Here is an 18,593-nt window from a genome sequence, read left to right as displayed (position 1 = left end):
TCAGGAGCGGGCGACGACGATCCCCGCGCCGACGGTCCTGTTCGTGGACTCGTCGACGAGGATGAAGGATCCGGTCGTCGTGTTCTGCGTGTAGGGGTCGGTCAGCACGGGGCGGGTCGTGCGGAGCCGGACGCGGCCGATCTCGTTGAGCCCGAGCGAGTTCGCCGCCTCGTCGCGGCGCAGCGTGCTGACGTCGATCCGGTAGTCGACCTCCTTGACGACCGTGCGGACCCACTGCGTGGTGTGCTTGAGCGCGTAACGCCCGCCCGGCGAGAGCGACGCGCGGTCGTCGAGCCAGCAGACCTCGGCGTCGACGTCCTGCACCACGTCGGGCTGGTTGTGCGGCCGGCAGAGCATGTCCCCGCGGGACACGTCCAGGTCGTCCTCGAGCTGCACGGTCACCGCCATCGGCGGTATCGCCTCCTCGACCGGCCCGTCCGCCGTCGTGATCGCCGAGATGGTCGACTCGAGTCCCGACGGCAGCACGACGACCGGGTCCCCGGCGCGGAGGATCCCGCTCGCGACGGTCCCCGCGTACCCGCGGAAGTCCCTGTGCTCGTGCTGGTGCGGCCGGATCACGTACTGCACCGGGAAGCGCACGTCGACGAGGTTCCGGTCGCTCGCCACGTGGAGCCGCTCGAGGTGGCTCAGGAGCGTGGGGCCGTCGTACCAGGTCATCGACGCGCTCCGGTCGACGACGTTGTCGCCGAGCAGCGCGGAGATCGGGACGAACGTGAGATCGGTGATGCGCAGCCGCGCCGCGAACTCGGTGAACTCCTCCTGGATGGCGCGGAACACGCTCTCGTCGTAGTCGACGAGGTCCATCTTGTTGACGCACAGGACGAGGTGCGGCACCCCCAGGAGGCTCGCCAGGAACGCGTGCCGTCGGCTCTGCTCAAGGAGGCCCTTGCGGGCGTCGACGAGGATCAGCGCGACGTCCGCGGTCGAGGCGCCCGTGACCATGTTGCGGGTGTACTGCACGTGCCCCGGGGTGTCCGCCAGGATGAACTTGCGCCGCGGGGTCGTGAAGTACCGGTAGGCGACGTCGATCGTGATGCCCTGCTCGCGCTCGGCCCGCAGCCCGTCGGTGAGCAGCGCGAGGTCCGTGTAGTCGTTGCCCCGTGCGGCGCTGATGCGCTCGACGGACTCGATCTGGTCCTCGAAGACCGTCTTCGAGTCGTACAGCAGCCGCCCGATCAGCGTGCTCTTGCCGTCGTCGACCGAACCGGCGGTCGCGATGCGCAGCAGGTCTGTGCTCATGCTCAGAAGTAGCCCTCTCGCTTGCGGTCCTCCATGGCGGACTCGCTCACCCTGTCGTCGCCGCGCGTCGCACCGCGCTCCGTGACACGGACGGCAGCGATCTCGGCCACGATCTCGGGCAGCGTGGCCGCCCGCGAGTCGACGGCGGCGGTCAGGTTCGCGTCGCCGAGCGTGCGGTACCTGACCCAACGCCGTTCGACGACGTGGCCGTCGAGGGCCGGGGTGAACTCGTTGACCTCGTAGAGCATGCCCCCGCGGCGGACGACGTCCCGCTCGGCAGCGAGGTAGAGCTCGGGCACGTCGATCCGTTCCCGGGCGATGTACGACCAGATGTCGAGCTCGGTCCAGTTGGACAGCGGGAAGACGCGGATGCTCTCCCCGGGGTGCACGCGACCGTTGTAGAGGTTCCACAACTCGGGTCGCTGGTTCTTGGGGTCCCACTGGCCGAAGTCGTCGCGGAACGAGAACACGCGCTCCTTGGCCCGCGCCTTCTCCTCGTCGCGCCTGCCCCCGCCGAACAGAGCGTCGAAGCCGTTCTTCTCGACCGCCTCGAGCAGCACCGGCGTCTGGATCCTGTTCCGCGAGCCGTGCGGCTCGTCATGGACGAGTCCGCGGTCGATCGCCTCCTGGACCGACGCGACGACCAGCTGGAGACCGAGACGCTCGACCCAGCGGTCCCGGCACGCGAGGACGGAGGGGAAGTTGAGACCGGTGTCGACGTGCATGACCGGGAACGGCACCCGCGCGGGCGCGAACGCCTTCGCCGCGAGGTGCAGCATGACGATGGAGTCCTTGCCGCCCGAGAAGAGCAGGCACGGGGCCTGCATCTCTGCGACGACCTCGCGGAAGATGTGCACGCTCTCGGCCTCGAGGACGTCGAGCTCGTCGAGGACCCGGCTCATGCGTGCACCGCTCCCGCGCCGGTGCGGCCGAGCTCCGCGTCGATCGCCGCGCGCAGGTCGTCGTGCACACCGGGCCTGCTCACCACGAGGTCGGGCAGCCAGGGGGAGGCGCGGTTGTACTCGAGAGGCGAGCCGTCGAGCCGGGTGCACACCATCCCGGCCGCACGTGCCACCGCGACGGGCGCGGCCGAGTCCCACTCGTACTGGCCCCCGGCGTGGACGTAGGCGTCGACCTCGCCGGTCACGACCGCCATGATCTTGACACCGGCCGAGCCCATCGCGACGAGCTCCCAGCCGTGCTCGTGCGCGAGCGACGTCGCGATCTCCGGGGGGCGCGTGCGGCTCACGGCGAGCCGTGGTGCCCCGGTGCGCGCGACCGCGGCACGCGGCGGGGACGCGGTGGTGTGCACGACGTCGCGCGCGGGCAGCGCCACGGCTCCGGCCACCAGACCGTGGTCACGGTGCCACAGCGCGACGTGCACGGCGAAGTCGGTGCGCCACGCGCCGTCCGCCGCCCGCTCGGCGAACTCGCGCGTCCCGTCGAGGGGGTCCACGATCCAGACGCGCTCCGCGTCGACCCGGGAGGGATCGTCGGGCGCCTCCTCCGAGAGCACGTGGTCGCCGGGCGAGAGGCGGTCGATCGTCGCGGACGCGGCACGCTGCGCCGCCGCGTCGCCGGCCGCGCGCAGCGCCGCGGGATCGTGCCGTCCTTCGGCCTCGGCCTGGCGGCGTAGCTCGAGCAGGGCCGCGCCCGCGGCGAGAGCCACGCGCTCGGCGCGGGAGGTGTCGACCGGTCGTTCAGCGAGCCACGGAGCCATGGATTCCTCGTCGAGGTCGTCGGCGGTGAGCAGTGCGACGCTAGCACCGAGTGGCGCACGTCACGACTGCAAGGGATCCTCGGGCAAGGAACCTTCAACGATCCGCCGCTCGCGCCGTCCGGCGCCGACCGGGAGGTGTGCTGGTGAGTCCGGAGACCATCGTCCTCGAGGACGACGACCTCGACCTGCTCGAGCTCGTGCGCGGGGGAGCGATCCCGTCGGAGGCGCTGTGCGCGGAGCTGCCCGACGGGAGCGTGCTGCTCGACTGCGAGGGCACGCCGGTCGCCGACGTCCACGACCGCAGGATGGTGCTGCGACGCGAGCTCACCCAGGGGCGGGGAGCGTGCTGGCAGGGGGCGTTCCGCCGGGCCGCGCCGGTCGAGCGGGCTCGGCTCGCGGGACGGGACGTCGTGGCGGTCGTGGTCGACGAGCTGCCGACCCGGAACGAGCAGGACGCCGTGGGCAAGCTCGCGACCGAGCGGGAGGTCGTCGTGGTCGTGCCCGCCGCCCGCGCGGAGCCGAGGCGCTCGGCAGCGCTCGTGCGTGCCGCGCAGGGCATGGCGCGGAGCCTCGGGTCGAGCGACGTGCTCGTGGTGCCGTGGCCGATCTCGGGTGCCGGACGTCATCTGCGGGGCGCCCCGACGCTCGAGGTCGCCCTCGGGGCCTTCGGCCTCGGGGTCGCCGTGCGGTCGAGCTCGATGCGCGACCAGGACGTCGAGGCCGCCGTCCGCTCGCTCGACGCCCGCCGGCGCGGGCTCGTCGACGACCTGTACCCGCCTGCGTCGGCGGTCGAGGTCGACGTCGTCGGGCCTCCGCCGCACCAGGGGACCGTGGTGCTCTTCACCGGGCTCTCCGGGTCCGGCAAGTCGACCGTCGCGCGGGCCCTCGTGGAGGCGCTCGGCGAGTCGGGCAGCACCGCGACGCTCCTCGACGGGGACGTCGTCCGGCGCTGCCTCTCGGGCGGTCTCGGCTTCGACCGCGCGGGCCGTGAGGAGAACCTCGCCCGGATCGGCTGGGTCGCCGCTCTCGTCTCGGAGCACGGCGGCATCGCGGTCGCCGCGCCGATCGCGCCGTTCGCCGAGAGCCGGGCCCGGATCCGGCAGGCCGCGCTCGAGCACGGACGTTTCGTCCTGGTCCACGTGAGCACACCGCTGGAGGAGTGCGAGAGGCGTGACCGGAAAGGGCTCTACGCCGCGGCGCGCCGCGGCGAGATCGCCGACTTCACGGGGATCTCCTCGCCCTACGACGTGCCTCAGGACGCCGACGTCGTCATCGACACCGTGGAGGTCGGCGTGGACGACGCGGTGCGGCAGGTCCTGGCGGTCGTCTCGGCACGCTAGGGGTCACGTGAGCATCGCGCGCGTCGCGGCGACGCAGCGCGCGGCGGCATGCCCGTCGCCGTAGGGGTTGGTCGCGCGGGCCATCGTGCCGTACGCGTCGTCGTCGGTGAGCAGCGTCGTGACCTCCGCGACGAGGCGGTCCTCGTCGGTGCCGACGAGCTTGACGGTGCCGGCGTCGACGGCCTCGGGCCGCTCGGTGTTCTCGCGCATCACCAGGACGGGCCTGCCGAGGCTCGGGGCCTCCTCCTGGACGCCGCCGGAGTCGGTGAGGATGACGTGGGAGAGGCCGAGCAGGCGCGTGAACTCGCCGTACGGGAGGGGCTCGGTCACGGTGACGTTCGCGAGGCCCTCGAGGTGGGGGAGCACGGCCTCGCGCACGATCGGGTTGCGGTGCGCGGGCAGCACGACCTCGACCTCGGGGAACGCGCGGGCGAGCCGCCCGAGCGCGCGACCGACGTCCTGCATCGAGTCGCCCCAGTTCTCGCGGCGGTGCGTCGTGACGAGCAGGATGCGCCGTCCCGAGGCGGCGAGCGTCTCGAGCACCGGGTCGCCGAACGGCAGCGCCTTCTCGACCGTGGCGAGGAGCGCGTCGATCACGGTGTTGCCGGTGACGACGATCGTCGCGGGGTCGACGCCCTCGGCGATCAGGTTGGCGCGACTCGTCGCGGTCGGCGCGAGGTGCAGTGCGGCGATGCGCGAGGTGATCTGCCGGTTGCCCTCCTCGGGGAACGGCGAGGTGATGTCGCCCGAGCGCAGGCCGGCCTCGACGTGCACCACGGGGATCTGGCGGTGGAACGCCGCGAGGGCCGCCGCGGTCGACGTGCTCGTGTCGCCCTGCACGATCACCGCGTCCGGGCGCTCCGCGACCAGCAGCGGGTCGAGGCGCTCGAGCACGCGCGCGACGATGGTCGAGAGCGTCGAGCCGTGCGCGAAGATGTCGAGGTCGTGGTCGGGGACGATCCCGAACACGTCGTTGACCTGGTCGAGCATCTCGCGGTGCTGGCCCGTCACCACGGTCACCGACGCCAAGTCGGGGCTCGCCTCGAGCGCCTGGATCACGGGGGCGACCTTGATGGCCTCGGGACGGGTGCCGTAGACGGTCATGATGCGGTGCACGTCAGATCTCCTCACGGGTGCGGGCCGTGACGCCCGCGGGCGTGCGGGGCCTCACGCGCGGGCGGGCGTGCCGTGCGATCCCCCGCGGGGCGGGGGTACGCAGGACGTGCACCGCGACCTCTTCGTGGGCCTGGCGCGCCGCGTCGATGATCTTCCGTGCCTGGTTCGGGCGGTTCTTCGCGAGCGCCCACGCGAACCGTCGGTAGCGCAGCGCGACGTCCGCCGCGGGGCCGTCGAGGACGACGCGCCCGTGCTCGAGCCAGAGCGCCCGGGTGCAGGTCTCCTCGATCGTCCGGGCCGCGTGGCTCACGAGGAAGACGGTGCCGGCGTCGCGACGCAGCGCCTCCATCCGGGCCTCGCTGCGTTCGCGGAACGCGGCGTCGCCCGTCGCGAGCGCCTCGTCGATGAGCAGGATGTGCGGGTTCGCGGCGGTCGCGATCGCGAACCGCAGGCGCGCCGCCATGCCGGAGGAGTACGACTTCATGGGGCGGCGGATCGCGTCCCCGAGGTCGGCGAGCTCCGCGACCTCGGGCACCGCGGCACGCGCGCGGTCCGGGTCCAGGCCCATCGCGAGGCATCCGAGCCGGATGTTCTGCGCCCCGGAGAGCTCGGGCTGCAGCGCGGCGTTGACGCCGATGAGCACGGGCTGGCTCGTCGCGAGCACACGCCCGCGGGACGGGCGCTCGAGACCTGCGACGACGCGCAGCAAGGTCGACTTGCCGGAGCCGTTCTGACCCACGATCCCGATCTGCTCACCGCCGTGGGCCACGAACGAGACGGAGCTGATCGCGCGCACGATCATCGAGGGGCCCCTGCCCACGAGCGCGCGCACGGTGCGCGCCGTGCGCCCGAGCCCCGCCTCGTCGGCGTCTGCGGTCACGTGGTAGCGCATGCTCAGGTCGTCGACGACGACCGTCGCGCTCTCGTCCACGAGGTCAGGCCAGGGCATAGGTGTCCTCCGCGCTCCAGAAGACGAGGTAGCCGACGGCGAGGAGCCCGAACGCCCATGCGGCGAGCACGGCCCAGGACCCTGGCGCGGGCGTCACGCCGTACAGCAGGACGTCCCGGGCGACGTCCAGGACGACGAACATGGGGTTGGCCTCCATGATGCGGACGACGGTCGGATGGTCCACGAACCGGTCGATCGAGAAGAACACGGCCGAGCCGTAGAGCCACAGGCGCATCGCGAACCGGATCAGCACCTTGACGTCGGGCACGGCGGCGGTCCACCGGGCGACCAGGAGAGCGAGGCCGGTGCACAGCACGACCTGCAGCGCGAAGACGAGGGGCAGGAGAAGCACGCGCCACGTCACCCGCTCGACCGGGGGCAGCGCCGCGACGAGCAGAACCATGGCCGTGAAGACCCAGGCCATGTTGAGGACCTCGCGGACCACGACCGCGACCGGCAGCGACGCGCGCGGGAACGAGAACGCGCGGATCATCGCCCGACCGCTCGTGATCGACTGGGCGCCGCCCGAGACGCACCGGCTCGTGAAGGAGAACAGGAAGACGCCCACCACGAGATAGCCCAGGAAGTTCTCGATCCCGCGGTGGGTCTCGAGCAGGAGGCCGAAGATCAGGTAGTACGTGACGCCGTCGAGCACGGGGCTCAGGACGAGCCAGGCCGTGCCGAGGATCGTCTGCCGGGTGCCGGCCGCGACTCGCGCCCGCGCCTCGGCGACCAGGAAGTGTCGACGTTGCCACAGGCGTCGTGTGTAGGTCGCGATCGGGGGCCGCGTGCCGACCGGCACGAGGTCTCCGCCCGCGACGAGCTCCTGCCGCGCGCGCGCCGCGGTCATGCGGCACCTCGGTGAGCGTCCTGGTCGCGCACCTGAGCGGCGAGGTGCGCGTAGACCGCGGGCGTGTAGTGGAACGGTGCCTCGTCCCAGCGGTGCGCCGGGTCGGCGCGAGGCGCTGCGACCGTGAGCGGGGAGCGGGGCAGGAACCTGCGGACCGCTGCCTCGTACGGGGCAGCGGCACGGTTGAACGCCGCGGCCGTCGTGCCGAAGCTCGCACGGGTCGGTGCGCCCGCAGTGTTGGTGGTCGCCCAGGGGACGAGGATCGGCTGGACCCGGTCGAGCAGCCCGCGGTCGCGCAGGGCGGCGACGAACCGGGGCAGCGCGCGGAGCCACTCCGCGAGGTGGTGGTCACCGCCGAACTCCCGGAGCGGCGCCGCGGCCGTGAGACGCGCGGGCGCGGTCGTCCCCAGCAGCTCGACCGACCGGGTCAGGTGCGTGCCGCCGGGGCCGCACCAGTGGCCGAGCCGTTCGTCGGTCAGGTCCCACAGCACCAGGTCGACGCGCCGGGCGGCGTCGATCCGGTCGAACAGGTCGGAGCGGGCGTCGCCGTCGAGCATGCGCTGCTGGAACCCCGAGTCGAACCGGGGGAGCCGCACGTCGAGCGTCCAGGCCGGAGACGTGGCCGACACGAGCGACTGGCGCGCGACGTAACCCGCGACGGTGTAGCGGGGACCGAGGTGCTCGACGACGTCGCGGCTCACGCAGCTGCCGTAGACGAACACGCGCACATCCCTCATGGGACCACCGTGCCCGTGCGTGCGGCCGTGCGCGCGCCAGGGCCGTAGACACCCTGGTACGTCCTCGCGGCGGCGGCCCAGGTTCGCGTCCGCGCGACGGCGAGACCCGCGTCGACGAGCGAGCCGGCGAGCGTCGGGTCGGTCAGCACGGCACCGAGCGACGCGGCCCAGGCTGCGACGTCCCCCGGCGGGACCAGCAGCCCGGCGCGCGCCCCGCCCTTCCCGGTCGCGACCTCGACCGACGCGGGGAGGTCGCTCAGGACGACGGGGCGTCCTGCCGCCATCGCCTCGACCGGCTTGAGGGGCGTCACGCGACGGGTCACCTCGTCGTCGCGCCGGGGCAGAGCGACGACGTCGAGCGCGGCGAGGGCGGTGCGCGCCGTCCGCGCGTCGACCCGACCGGGCAGCACGGCGTCGGCGTCCAGCCCGAGCCGCGCCGCGAGTCGTGCGAGCGCGGGGCGCGACACGCCGTCGCCCACGACGAGGGCGTCCACGGCGAGGCCTGAGCGCCGCAGCGCCGCGACCGCGTGCAGGGTCGTCTCGAGCCCCTCGTAGTCGACGAGGCTCCCGACGCTCCCGACGAGCATGCGGTCCGGGTCGAGCCCCAGCGCGGCGCGGGCGGCCCGCGGCGTCGGCACGTCGTCGGGCGCGACCTCGGCCACGCCGTTGGGGACGACGACGACGCGCGCGGCGTCGACGCCGCGCGCGACCAGCTCGTCGCGCAGCGTCCCGCTGATGGTGACGACGGCGTCGGCGCTCGCGGCGAGCTCGGTCTCCTTGTCCCGCACGAGGTGGTACCGCGCGGACCGGGAAGCTGCCGATCGCGCCTCGGCGGTCGGGTGCGACGCGACCCAGGTCTCCTCGGGCAGCCCGCGCACCTCGTGGACCCAGCGCAGGCCGAGCGTCCGTGCGGCGTGGCGGGCGGCCGTCCCGGTGCCCCAGGGGGTGGTCGAGTGCACGACCTCCGCCCCGAGGCCCGCCGCGAGGTCCGTGAGCATCTCGGCGGCGTCGGCGGCCCGGGCACGGTGGTCGGCCGGGAGCGACCGGGGCAGGAGACGGTGGTAGTGGATCCCGTCCACGGTGTCGCGTGCGGGGGCGAGGGGGACACCGACCGTCACGGGGTAGGCGGACCGTGTCACGGCGGCCACGTCGAGGCCCGCCGCGGTCTGGGCACGCAGGATCGCGTGAGAACGCACGGTGTAGCCGTTGCGGGTACGGGGCAGCGACGCCGTGAGGTGGTGCAGGACGACACCTGGCACGCTCGCGGGTCGTGGCGCGGGCTGCGGGCACGGGCTCGGCGCGAGGAGGGCGACCTGCTCGAGCGCTCGTGCGCGCACACGCGCCCCGGCCCGGGTGAGCGTGCGGGCGTCGCGGACCGCGTCGACGTCGCCCAGGGACCACTGCGCCCGCAGGCGCGGCGCCTCGGTCGCGGGATCGTCCGCCGCAGCGGGGCCGAGCAGCGTCGCCGGCCGCCCGGCGGCCGCCGCGACCTCGGCGGCGGTGCGCCGCAGCACGCCTGGCCCACGGTCCGCAGCCCGCGCGGCGAGCGTGGCCGCGCGGGGGTCGTCGCCCGCGAGGTGCGCGGCGAGCGCACGGAGGGCGACAGGGCAGGGGCGGTGGTCGAGCACGCCCGCGAGGAGAAGGCGTGTGCGCAGCGGCGCACGCCGGGCAGCCTGGAGCGCGAGCCAGAACGGGTCCTCGGCCAGGGTGCGGAGCCCGAACTCGAGCACGAGGCGGGCCGAGGCGAGGCGTGCGTGCCTCATGCGAGCAGCTCGTCGAGCGTGCGCAGGTAGCGGGCGGCGAGCTGGTCGTCGCGCACGTGCGCGTCGACCCACGCGGCGGCGGCGGGCGAGACGACGGGAACCCGGACGCCGTCGGCGGTCCATGCTGCCCACAGGGCGGCGAGCGCGCGGTCGTCCCCGGGGGGGACGACCGCTCCCGCCCCGACCGCGGTCACGAGGTCGGCGGCCTCCCCGGCGACGCAGGCCGTGACGTGCACGCCCGCGGCCATGAGCTCGTAGAGCTTCGACGGGACCGTCCACTCGAGCGGCTCCCAGTCGCGCAGGCACACGAGCGCGGTGTCGGCCCACGCGTAGAGGCCGGCGACGTCCTGCGCGGCGAGCCGCGGCTCGAGCGAGACGGGGGCGTCGAGCTCGGTCGCGAGCCGACCGAGCCGGTCGACGTCGGCGCCCGCACCGACGATGCGGACCTCGATCGCGGTGCCCTCCCGCGCGAGCCGCGCGCTCGCACGGACGACCGCGTCGAGCCCCTGCGCCCGCCCGACGGTGCCGGCGTAGACGACGCGCAGCGCGCGTCCCGGCTGGTCGGACGCGGCGCGCCCGACGGTGCGGTACGCGGTGCCGTTGCGCACCACGACGGTGCGGCGTGCGCCCCGTGCGGCGGCGACCCCCGCGAACGTCTCGGTCGTGGTCACCAGCAGGTCGGCCCGTCGCTGCATGCGGGTGACCGCGAGGTGGACGAGGTGGGTCACCGTGCCACGCAGGCCGGTGCGTCGGGTCCCGGTGCCCGCGAGCACCTTGGACGGTCCGAGCAGGTCGGGCCAGGCGTCGCGCATCTCGACGACGAACCGCGCCCGCGCGGACCGGGCGAGCGCCCAGGCCGCGAACATCGACGGGATCCCCGGGACCGTGCCGATGACCACGTCGTGGCGCATCCCCTGCCGGTGCAGGCGCAGGCCCAGGAGCACCGAGCTCCAGGCGGCGACGGCCTGGTCCAGGACGCGCGTACGCAGTCGTGCGTCGTGCCGCCGGAACGCCGTGCGCACGACCGTCTCCCCGTGCGGACCGGTCGTCCGGCTGCCCGCGCGCGGGACGGCGGCGCCGGGCTCCGGGGTGCCGGTGGGGTAGTGGGGCGGAGGAGCGAGCACGGTGACCCGGACGCCGGCCCGGACGAACTCCTCGACGAGGGCCGACCAGCGTCGTTGAGGGGCGCCGTGCTCGGGGGCGTAGTAGTGCGTGACGAGCAGGACCGAGCGCAGCCTGCGCGGTGCCGTCGTCGAGTGCACCATCTGGCTCCCTGGTCCGATGCGGGGGACGTGCGTCCGGTCTCGTACGCTAGCGCCGCGGCCGCGCATTCTCTCGCCGAGGACCCCGCGCGCTCGTCCGTGGGCGGTCGTACGATCGGTGCGTGCCGAACGATGCGGACGTCTTCGCCGCGCTGCAGCCCGAGGACGACCCCACCGCCGGGACCTCCGGGACGGGCTCGGCACGGCACCGTACCCGCAACACCCTGATCGTCCTCGTGGTGATCCTGGCGGTGGTCGCGGGCGGCGCGTTCGGCGCCGTCAAGTGGTTCCAGCACTCGCTCGACAACAACATCGAGCACCTCGCCGACCCGTTCGCGGACCTGCCGGACGACGCGCGCCCGGCGCCCGCGCCGTCCGACGACGCGGCCGACACCACGGCCGTCAACATCCTGGTGCTCGGCTCGGACTCGCGGATCTCCGCGGGCGACCCGTCGCAGTGGGAGGCGGGCGCGCAGCGCACCGACTCGATCATGCTCGTGCACGTGCCGGTCGACCGCGAGAGCGCGCAGGTCGTGTCGATCCCGCGCGACCTGTGGGTCCCGATCCCGGGGCACGGCGAGGCGAAGATCAACGCGGCGTTCTCGTACGGCGGCCCGAGCCTCATGATCGAGACGGTCGAGGACCTCACGGGCGTCCGGATCGACCACTTCGTCGTGACGGACTTCGAGTCGTTCACGACCCTCACCGACGAGCTCGGCGGCGTGAGCATCCGGGTGGCCGACGGCGCCCCCGACGGTCAGGGCGGCACGTACGCCGGCGGGATCGTCGACATGGACGGCGAGCAGGTGCTCGCGTACGCCCGTGACCGGCACGACCTCGCGAACGGCGACTTCGGCCGCGTCCAGCGCCAGCAGGCGTGGCTGCGCTCGATCGTCGCGAAGGTCAACAACAACCGCAACGACGTGCTCATGATGAAGGGCTTCTTCGAGGCGGTGAGCAAGTCGGTGGCGGCGGACGAGGGCTTCACCATCGACGAGATGACCAAGCTCTACCAGAGCGGCCGGGACATCAGCACGACGGACGTCACCTTCATGACGGTGCCGCACTCCGGCACGGGCCGCAGCGCCGACGGGCAGTCGATCGTGGTCGTCAACCACGCGGCGATGGACCCGCTCATGGCGTCGATCGCGAACGACACCTCGGCGCAGTACGTCGAGGATCACGCGACCGAGCTCGACGTGCTGCCGCCGACCGCGCCCTGAGGTGCCGCCGACCGCCCCCTGAGCTGCCGCCGACCGCGCCCTGAGGTGCCGCCGACCGCGCCCTGAGGTGCCGCCGACCGCGCCCTGAGGTGCCGCCGACCGCACCCTGACCTGCCGCCGACCGCACCCGCCGCGGTCGGGCCGCGCACCGTGACCAGGTCCTCAGTTCGTTACGTGGGGTAATGACCTAGACTCATCATATGAGTCCCGACCTGCGCCCCGGCCCCCTCGGCAGCGAGCTGCGCATCTCGATCGTCCGCGTCGCCCGCCGCCTGCGCGCCCAGCGCGGGGCCGCCGAGCTCCCCGAGGGGCAGTTCGGGGTGCTCACGCGCCTGCACCGCTGCGGCCCCATGTCGCCCGGCGGGCTCGCCGACGCCGAGCGCATCAAGCCGCCGTCGATGACGCGCACGGTCAACGCGCTCGCCGAGCTCGGGCTCGTCGCCAAGGTCGAGCACCCGACCGACGGCCGGCAGGTCGTCGTCGAGCTCACCGACGCGGGCGTCGCCGAGGTGCTCGAGACCCGACGGCTGCGCGACGCGTGGCTCGCCCGCCAGATCGCGGACCTCGACGAGGACGAGCGGCGCACGCTCGCCGCCGCGACCGAGATCCTGTCCCGGATCGCCGCCGTATGAGTGCGACCTTCTCCTCGCTCCGCTACGTCAACTACCGCATCTGGTTCGGCGCGGCCCTCGTCGCGAACGTCGGCACCTGGATGCAGCGCGTCGCGCAGGACTGGCTCGTCCTGACCGTCCTGAGCGACGAGTCGGGCGTGGCCGTGGGCATCACGACCGCGCTGCAGTTCGTCCCCGTGCTCGCGCTCTCGGCGTGGGCCGGCGTGCTCGCCGACCGCCTGCCGCGCCGCCGTCTGCTCATGGCGACCCAGGCCGCGCAGGGCGTGCTCGCGGCGGGCCTCGGCGCGCTCGTCCTCTCGGGCGGCGTCCAGCTGTGGCACGTGTACGTGTTCGCGCTGCTGCTCGGGTGCGTGTCCGCGATCGACGGGCCCGTGCGCCAGACGTTCGTCGCCGAGATGGTCCCGCCCGAGAAGCTCTCGAACGCGGTCGGCCTCAACAGCGCCTCGTTCAACGCCGCGCGTCTGATCGGCCCGGGCGTCGCGGGCCTGCTCATCGCCGCGGTCGGCACCGGCTGGGTCTTCGTGATCAACGCGGTCTCGTTCGGGGCGACGATCCTCGCGCTGCGCCTCATGCGGGTGCGCGAGCTGCGCGTCTCGCCGAGCGTCGCGCGCGGCAAGGGGCAGATCCGCGAGGGCATCGCGTACGTGCGCGGACGCAGCGACATCCTCGTGATCATGGTCGTGCTGGGCGTCGTGTCGACGTTCGGGCTCAACTTCCAGCTCACGTCCGCCCTCATGGCCCGCTCCGAGTTCGGCAAGGGCGCGGGCGAGTACGGGATCCTCGGCTCGGTGCTCGCGATCGGCTCGCTCACGGGCGCGCTGCTCGCCGCGCGCCGCGACCGACCGCGCGTACGGCTCGTGATCGGCTCGGCGTTCGCGTTCGGGATCGCGACGGGCGTCATGGCCCTCATGCCGACCTACCCGTCGTACGCGATCTCCTGCATCCCCGTGGGGCTCGCGTCGCTGACGATGATGACGGCGGCGAACTCGACCATCCAGATGTCGACCGAGCCCGCGATGCGCGGGCGCGTCATGTCGCTCTACATGGTCGTGCTCATGGGGGCGACCCCGATCGGCTCGCCCCTGGTCGGCTGGATCGCCGAGCAGTGGGGGCCGCGCTGGGCAGTCGGGATCGGCTCGATCACGGCGCTGCTCGTCGCGACCGGCGCCGCCGTCTGGGCCATGCGCCGCTGGCACGTCCACGTGCGCTACCGCGTCGTCGCGCGCCCGCACCTGCTCGTGGTGCACCCGCCCGAGCGCGAGGCCGAGATCCGGGCCACGACGGCCCGCCGGCTCGGGGCCGAGGAGGCCGCCGACCGCTCGGCCGCGGCCTGACCCGGGCCGTCAGCCCAGGCGCTCGACCACGAAGTCCACGCACGCCGTCAGGGCCCGCACGTCGTCCGGCTCCGTGGCGGGGAACATCGCCACGCGCAGCTGGTTGCGCCCGAGCTTGCGGTACGGGAAGACGTCGAGCACGCCGTTGGCGCGCAGCGCGCCCACGACCGCGGTCGCGTCGATCGCGTCGTCGAGGTCGATCGTGCCGACCACGGCCGAGCGCTCGGCGGGGTCGGCCACGAACGGCGTCGCCCAGTCGCGCTCCTCGGCCCACGCGTACAGGTGCTGCGAGGACTCGGCGGTGCGCGCCGTCGTCCAGGCGAGGCCGCCCTGCGCGAGCATCCAGTCGACCTGCTCGGCGAGCATCACGAGCGTCGCGACGGCCGGGGTGTTGAGCGTCTGGTCGAGCCGCGAGTTCTGCACGGCCGTCGTGAGCGACAGGAACTCGGGCACCCAGCGGTCGGTCGCCTCGACCTGCGCGGCCCGCTCGACGGCGTCGGGCGACAGGATCGCGAGCCACAGGCCGCCGTCCGACGCGAAGGACTTCTGCGGCGCGAAGTAGTACGCGTCGGTCTCGGCGACGTCCACGGGCAGCCCGCCCGCGCCCGACGTCGCGTCGACGACCGTGAGCGCGCCCTGCTCGCGCGAGCCGGGCACGCGGCGCACGGGGGCCGCGGCGCCCGTCGAGGTCTCGTTGTGGGGCCAGGCGTACACGTCGACGTCCTCGGCCGGGACGGGGTGCGCGACCGTGCCCGCGGGTGCCGAGATCACCTGCGAGTCGCGCAGGAACGGCGCGCGCGACGTCGCGGCGGCGAACTTGGCCCCGAACTCGCCGAACGCCGCGTGCTGCGCCTTGTCGCGCACGAGGCACAGCGTCGCGACGTCCCAGAACGCCGTCGACCCGCCGTTGCCGAGCACGACCTCGTAGCCCTCGGGCAGCGAGAACAGCGTGCCCAGGCCCTCGCGCACGCGGCGCACGAGTGACTTCACGGGCGCCTGCCGGTGCGACGTGCCCAGCACGGTCGCGCCCGCGTCCACGAGCGCCTGCACCTGCGCCGCGCGCACCTTGCTCGGCCCGGAGCCGAACCGGCCGTCCGACGGCAGGAGGTCGGCCGGGATCGTCAGGCCGGGGGACGTGGGGGGCGTGGTCTCGGGCACGGGTCCACGATAGCCACGGTCGGACGCCGCCCGTGCGCCCCGCCCGGTGGCCGGACGCGGCCCCGGGGCGGGCCCCGCCACGAAGGCGTGCCGAGACCGCCTAAACTGGACGACGCGGCCCGCAGGGCCATGGCGCAGCGACGAATGCGACAGGAGCGCGACGTGACCGACCTGATCGACACCACCGAGATGTACCTCAAGACGATCTACGAGCTCGACGAGGAGGGCATCACGCCCCTGCGAGCCCGGATCGCGGAGCGTCTCGGCCACTCCGGGCCCACCGTCTCGCAGACGGTCGCCCGCATGGAGCGCGACGGGCTGGTCGTCGTGACGGGGGACCGCCACCTCGAGCTCACCGAGGCGGGCTGGGCCAAGGCGCGGCGCGTCATGCGCAAGCACCGCCTGGCCGAGCGTCTCCTGACCGACGTCATCAAGCTCGACTGGGAGTACGTGCACGTCGAGGCATGCCGCTGGGAGCACGTCATGAGCGAGCTCGTCGAGCGCCGGCTGACCGAGCTGCTCGACCACCCGCACCACGACCCGTACGGCAACCCGATCCCGGGCCTCGCCGAGCTCGGCGAGAACCTCGAGGACGTCGAGTTCCTCCAGGGCGTCGTCTCGCTGCCCGCGTACGTGGGCAGCAACGGCACGAGCGGCGAGCCGCTGCGCGTCACGGTCGCCCGCATCGCCGAGCCGCTGCAGACCGACGTCGAGCTGCTCTCGCGGCTCTCGGCCGCGGGGATCCTGCCCGGTGCGGAGATCCTGGTCGAGCACACCGCGGAGTCCGTGGGGGTCGCGCTGCCCGGCGCGGCCGAGGTCCTCGACCTGCCGGACGACGTCGCGCGCCACGTGTTCGTGACCGCGTAGCCCCTGCTCGCAGCACCTTTCGAGCGTCGGAGCGGCACCTGCGCCGCACCGTTTCGAGATCCTTCGCGCCCCGTCCTGGACGGCCCCCACGGCCCTCCGGGACGGGGCGCGACGTGTTTGTCCACCGTCCTTCGTGATCGGAGCGTGACATTCGTCGCCAGGTCATGTACGTTCGGTCCTGCTCCTCGGACTTCCCTCCGAGAGAGTCCTCGATCGGAACGCCGAGCCCTGTCGCCGGTCGAGGTTCACGACGACCCGAAACGACAGGGGCGGGGGACCCAATTCTGGGCATCGGAGACGATGTCCTTGGGGTGAAGCCGGACGGACCTCGGTCCGCACGGCCGGGTGTTCTCCCACCCGAACCCGACAGCTGACTTCGTAGGCGTACAGGAGAGGCAACAACGTGACCGTTAGCACGACGAAGGCGCGCCACCGCGCCGCCCGGCGACCCATCACGCCGCTCACCCAGATCGCCAAGTCGGGCGCCGCGTCGACCATCGGTCGCCGTACCGCCGTCGTCGCCGCGTCCTCCGGGATCCTCGTGTCGATGCTCGGCGCGTCCCCCGCGACCGCCGCGCCGGTCGACACCGACACCGGCAAGCTCGCCGTCGACACCTCGAACCTCACCGCCGAGGCGCGCACCGCGCTCCAGTCGGCCCCCACCGTCAAGGTGGACGCCGACCTCAAGTGGGACACCGAGGTCACCGAGGTCAAGGTCACCCCGCCGCCGGCTCCCGAGCCCGAGCCGGAGCCCGCCCCCCGCGTCGAGACCGTGAGCCGCACGACCGAGCGCGCCGCGACGACGACCACCTCGACCGAGACCGCGTCGACCGCGGCCACGACCGAGACCGCCACGGCAGCCCCGGCCGCCGCCGCGAACAGCTCGATCATCTCGATCGCGTCGCGCTACGTGGGCGTCCCGTACGTCTACGGCGGCTCGACCCCCTCGGGCTTCGACTGCTCGGGCTTCACCAGCTACGTCTACGCGCAGGCCGGCATCACGCTGCCCCGCTCGTCGAGCGCGCAGCGCAACGTGGGAACCGTCGTGTCCCGCTCGGCCGCGCAGCCCGGCGACCTCATCTGGACCCCGGGTCACGTCGCGATCTACGCGGGCGGCAACACGATGATCGACGCGCCGCGCCCCGGCAAGACGATCCAGTTCCGCCAGATCTGGCAGTCGAACCCGACGTTCATCCGCGTCGGCTGACACACCCTCTCCCGAAGCCCCGGTCACGGTTCGCCGTGACCGGGGCTTCGTCGTCCCCGGACTCTCGTGCGTGTCGGGCGGACGGGCCTGCCGCGTCGGGCGGACGGGCCCGCCGCGTCGTCCGACACCGACACGGACGGCCCGGGGTGTCCTGGCGCGGTGCGGGTGGGTAGGTTGTTCCCATGCTGCGCGCCGACGACAGGAGTCCGCGATGACCCGACCGACGACGATCCTGGTGGGCGTGGACGGTTCCGCGCCGAGCCTGCACGCCCTCGACTGGGCGACGGTGCACGCGCGACGCATCGGGTGGTCGCTGCACGTCGTGTGCAGCTACTCGCTGCCCGCGTTCACGGCCGCGTCGCTCGACGGCGGCTACGCGGCGCTCGACGACACCGCGATCCAGGAGGGCGCCCGCTCGGTCCTCGAGGAGGCGACCGCCCGGGTCGAGGCCGCGGGCGTGCCCGTGACCTCGACGCTGATGACGGGTGACGCCGCGGGCGTGCTCGTCGAGCTGTCGCGCGAGCACGGCCTCGCCGTGGTCGGCACACGCGGCCGGGGAGGGTTCGCCGAGCGCCTGCTCGGCACGACGTCCTCGGCCCTGCCGGCGCACGCCTACTGCCCGACCGTCGTCGTCCCGCTGCGGCAGGACGACGCGGGGCGCACGCCCGACGACGTCGCGCAGCTGCCCGGGATCGCCCCGCTCGAGCGGATCGTGGTCGGCGTCGACGGCTCGCCGTGGGCGGAGCTCGCGCTCGCCGAGGCGGTCTCGGCCGCCCGCGCGTGGGGGGCCGAGGTCGTCGCCGTGGCGGGCGTGCCGGTCGGCACGGGCGCGGGCCTGCTCGCGTGGCTGCCCTCGACGGTCGACCACGAGCAGGTGCTGGCCGACGTCACCGCCGGGCTCGACGTGATCGTCGACCGGCACGAGGCCGAGAACCCGGGGCTGTCGATCCGGCGGATCGTGCTCGACGGCACGGGCGCCGAGCTGCTGACCGAGTTCTCGCAGGCCTCCGACCTCATCGTGCTGGGCTCGCGCGGCCGTGGCGGGTTCGCCGGGCTGCTGCTCGGTTCGACGAGCCAGGCGGTGCTGCACCACGCGGTCTGCCCCGTGATGGTCGTAACCAAGCGCTGCGCCGAGCCCGAGGGCGCCTGAACCGGCACGCCCCGGGGCCCGGCGG

General features: G+C 73.8%; 17 protein-coding genes and 1 riboswitch. Of the genes, 7 read left to right on the top strand and 10 right to left on the bottom strand.

Annotated features, from left to right (window positions below; genetic code table 11):
- Genes CLV28_RS09905 through CLV28_RS09895 form a run of 3 tightly spaced genes read right to left on the bottom strand, consistent with a single transcriptional unit; the run spans position 1 to position 2,980 of the window.
- The gene (locus CLV28_RS09905) at positions 1 to 1,260 is read right to left on the bottom strand and encodes a sulfate adenylyltransferase subunit 1 (protein ID WP_100423177.1); all 1,260 of its coding nucleotides are present in this window, start codon (positions 1,258 to 1,260) and stop codon (positions 1 to 3) included.
- 2 nt (positions 1,261 to 1,262) lie between these two features.
- Complete coding sequence (cysD, locus tag CLV28_RS09900; RefSeq protein WP_100423176.1) at positions 1,263 to 2,162, bottom strand: sulfate adenylyltransferase subunit CysD; 900 nt, start codon at positions 2,160 to 2,162, stop codon at positions 1,263 to 1,265.
- Complete coding sequence (locus CLV28_RS09895) at positions 2,159 to 2,980, bottom strand: inositol monophosphatase family protein (protein WP_100423175.1); 822 nt, start codon at positions 2,978 to 2,980, stop codon at positions 2,159 to 2,161. Before CLV28_RS09895 ends, cysD begins: the two co-directional genes overlap by 4 nt.
- Positions 2,981 to 3,123: 143 nt before the next feature.
- On the opposite strand from CLV28_RS09895, the gene cysC reads away from it, so the two are divergent.
- On the top strand, positions 3,124 to 4,320 hold the full coding sequence (gene cysC / locus CLV28_RS09890; RefSeq protein ID WP_239073049.1) for an adenylyl-sulfate kinase: 1,197 nt from the start codon (positions 3,124 to 3,126) through the stop codon (positions 4,318 to 4,320).
- Between the two features lie 3 nt (positions 4,321 to 4,323).
- Here the strand turns inward: cysC and wecB are convergent, their stop codons facing one another.
- From wecB to CLV28_RS09860, 6 genes are read right to left on the bottom strand one after another with little or no spacing between them, the layout of a single operon-like run.
- Positions 4,324 to 5,424 (bottom strand): non-hydrolyzing UDP-N-acetylglucosamine 2-epimerase, encoded by a 1,101-nt coding sequence (gene wecB / locus CLV28_RS09885; protein ID WP_100423448.1) that lies wholly within the window; start codon positions 5,422 to 5,424, stop codon positions 4,324 to 4,326.
- 13 nt (positions 5,425 to 5,437) lie between these two features.
- Positions 5,438 to 6,385, bottom strand: a complete 948-nt coding sequence (locus CLV28_RS09880; protein ID WP_100423174.1) for an ABC transporter ATP-binding protein — start codon at positions 6,383 to 6,385, stop codon at positions 5,438 to 5,440.
- Positions 6,372 to 7,235 (bottom strand): ABC transporter permease, encoded by an 864-nt coding sequence (locus CLV28_RS09875; RefSeq protein WP_100423173.1) that lies wholly within the window; start codon positions 7,233 to 7,235, stop codon positions 6,372 to 6,374. Before CLV28_RS09875 ends, CLV28_RS09880 begins: the two co-directional genes overlap by 14 nt.
- The gene (locus tag CLV28_RS09870) at positions 7,232 to 7,972 is read right to left on the bottom strand and encodes a DUF6270 domain-containing protein (protein ID WP_157802590.1); all 741 of its coding nucleotides are present in this window, start codon (positions 7,970 to 7,972) and stop codon (positions 7,232 to 7,234) included. Before CLV28_RS09870 ends, CLV28_RS09875 begins: the two co-directional genes overlap by 4 nt.
- Positions 7,969 to 9,735 (bottom strand): glycosyltransferase, encoded by a 1,767-nt coding sequence (locus CLV28_RS09865; protein WP_100423171.1) that lies wholly within the window; start codon positions 9,733 to 9,735, stop codon positions 7,969 to 7,971. The genes CLV28_RS09870 and CLV28_RS09865 overlap by 4 nt, the downstream gene beginning before the upstream one ends.
- Complete coding sequence (locus CLV28_RS09860) at positions 9,732 to 11,000, bottom strand: glycosyltransferase family 4 protein (RefSeq protein ID WP_100423170.1); 1,269 nt, start codon at positions 10,998 to 11,000, stop codon at positions 9,732 to 9,734. The genes CLV28_RS09865 and CLV28_RS09860 overlap by 4 nt, the downstream gene beginning before the upstream one ends.
- A 119-nt stretch (positions 11,001 to 11,119) precedes the next feature.
- On the opposite strand from CLV28_RS09860, the gene CLV28_RS09855 reads away from it, so the two are divergent.
- The 3 genes from CLV28_RS09855 (at position 11,120) to CLV28_RS09845 (ending at position 14,186) form a co-directional block, all read left to right on the top strand.
- Complete coding sequence (locus CLV28_RS09855; protein ID WP_239073048.1) at positions 11,120 to 12,220, top strand: LCP family protein; 1,101 nt, start codon at positions 11,120 to 11,122, stop codon at positions 12,218 to 12,220.
- A gap of 200 nt (positions 12,221 to 12,420) precedes the next feature.
- A complete protein-coding gene (locus CLV28_RS09850; RefSeq protein WP_100423169.1) occupies positions 12,421 to 12,852 on the top strand; it encodes a MarR family winged helix-turn-helix transcriptional regulator in 432 nt (143 codons plus the stop codon).
- Complete coding sequence (locus CLV28_RS09845; RefSeq protein WP_100423168.1) at positions 12,849 to 14,186, top strand: MFS transporter; 1,338 nt, start codon at positions 12,849 to 12,851, stop codon at positions 14,184 to 14,186. Before CLV28_RS09850 ends, CLV28_RS09845 begins: the two co-directional genes overlap by 4 nt.
- Before the next feature lie 9 nt (positions 14,187 to 14,195).
- Here CLV28_RS09845 and serC read toward each other — a convergent pair whose 3' ends face one another.
- A complete protein-coding gene (gene serC, locus CLV28_RS09840; RefSeq protein ID WP_239073380.1) occupies positions 14,196 to 15,344 on the bottom strand; it encodes a phosphoserine transaminase in 1,149 nt (382 codons plus the stop codon).
- A gap of 162 nt (positions 15,345 to 15,506) precedes the next feature.
- On the opposite strand from serC, the gene CLV28_RS09835 reads away from it, so the two are divergent.
- The 3 genes from CLV28_RS09835 to CLV28_RS09825 all read left to right on the top strand — a co-directional run bounded on the left by CLV28_RS09835 (position 15,507) and on the right by CLV28_RS09825 (position 18,568).
- Complete coding sequence (locus CLV28_RS09835) at positions 15,507 to 16,211, top strand: iron-dependent transcriptional repressor DtxR (RefSeq protein ID WP_100423445.1); 705 nt, start codon at positions 15,507 to 15,509, stop codon at positions 16,209 to 16,211.
- A 238-nt stretch (positions 16,212 to 16,449) separates the two neighbouring features.
- Positions 16,450 to 16,611, top strand: a riboswitch (cyclic di-AMP (ydaO/yuaA leader).
- A gap of 3 nt (positions 16,612 to 16,614) precedes the next feature.
- A complete protein-coding gene (locus CLV28_RS09830) occupies positions 16,615 to 17,418 on the top strand; it encodes a C40 family peptidase (protein WP_100423167.1) in 804 nt (267 codons plus the stop codon).
- A gap of 211 nt (positions 17,419 to 17,629) precedes the next feature.
- Positions 17,630 to 18,568: a universal stress protein gene (locus tag CLV28_RS09825; RefSeq protein WP_100423166.1), complete on the top strand. Its 939-nt coding sequence runs from the start codon at positions 17,630 to 17,632 to the stop codon at positions 18,566 to 18,568.
- Positions 18,569 to 18,593 lie beyond the last annotated feature (25 nt).

The organism is Sediminihabitans luteus, assembly GCF_002797595.1.
Classification (GTDB): domain Bacteria; phylum Actinomycetota; class Actinomycetes; order Actinomycetales; family Cellulomonadaceae; genus Paraoerskovia; species Paraoerskovia lutea.
Note: the sequence above shows the minus strand (reverse complement) of the source record. Positions and strands in the feature narration are given on the sequence as shown.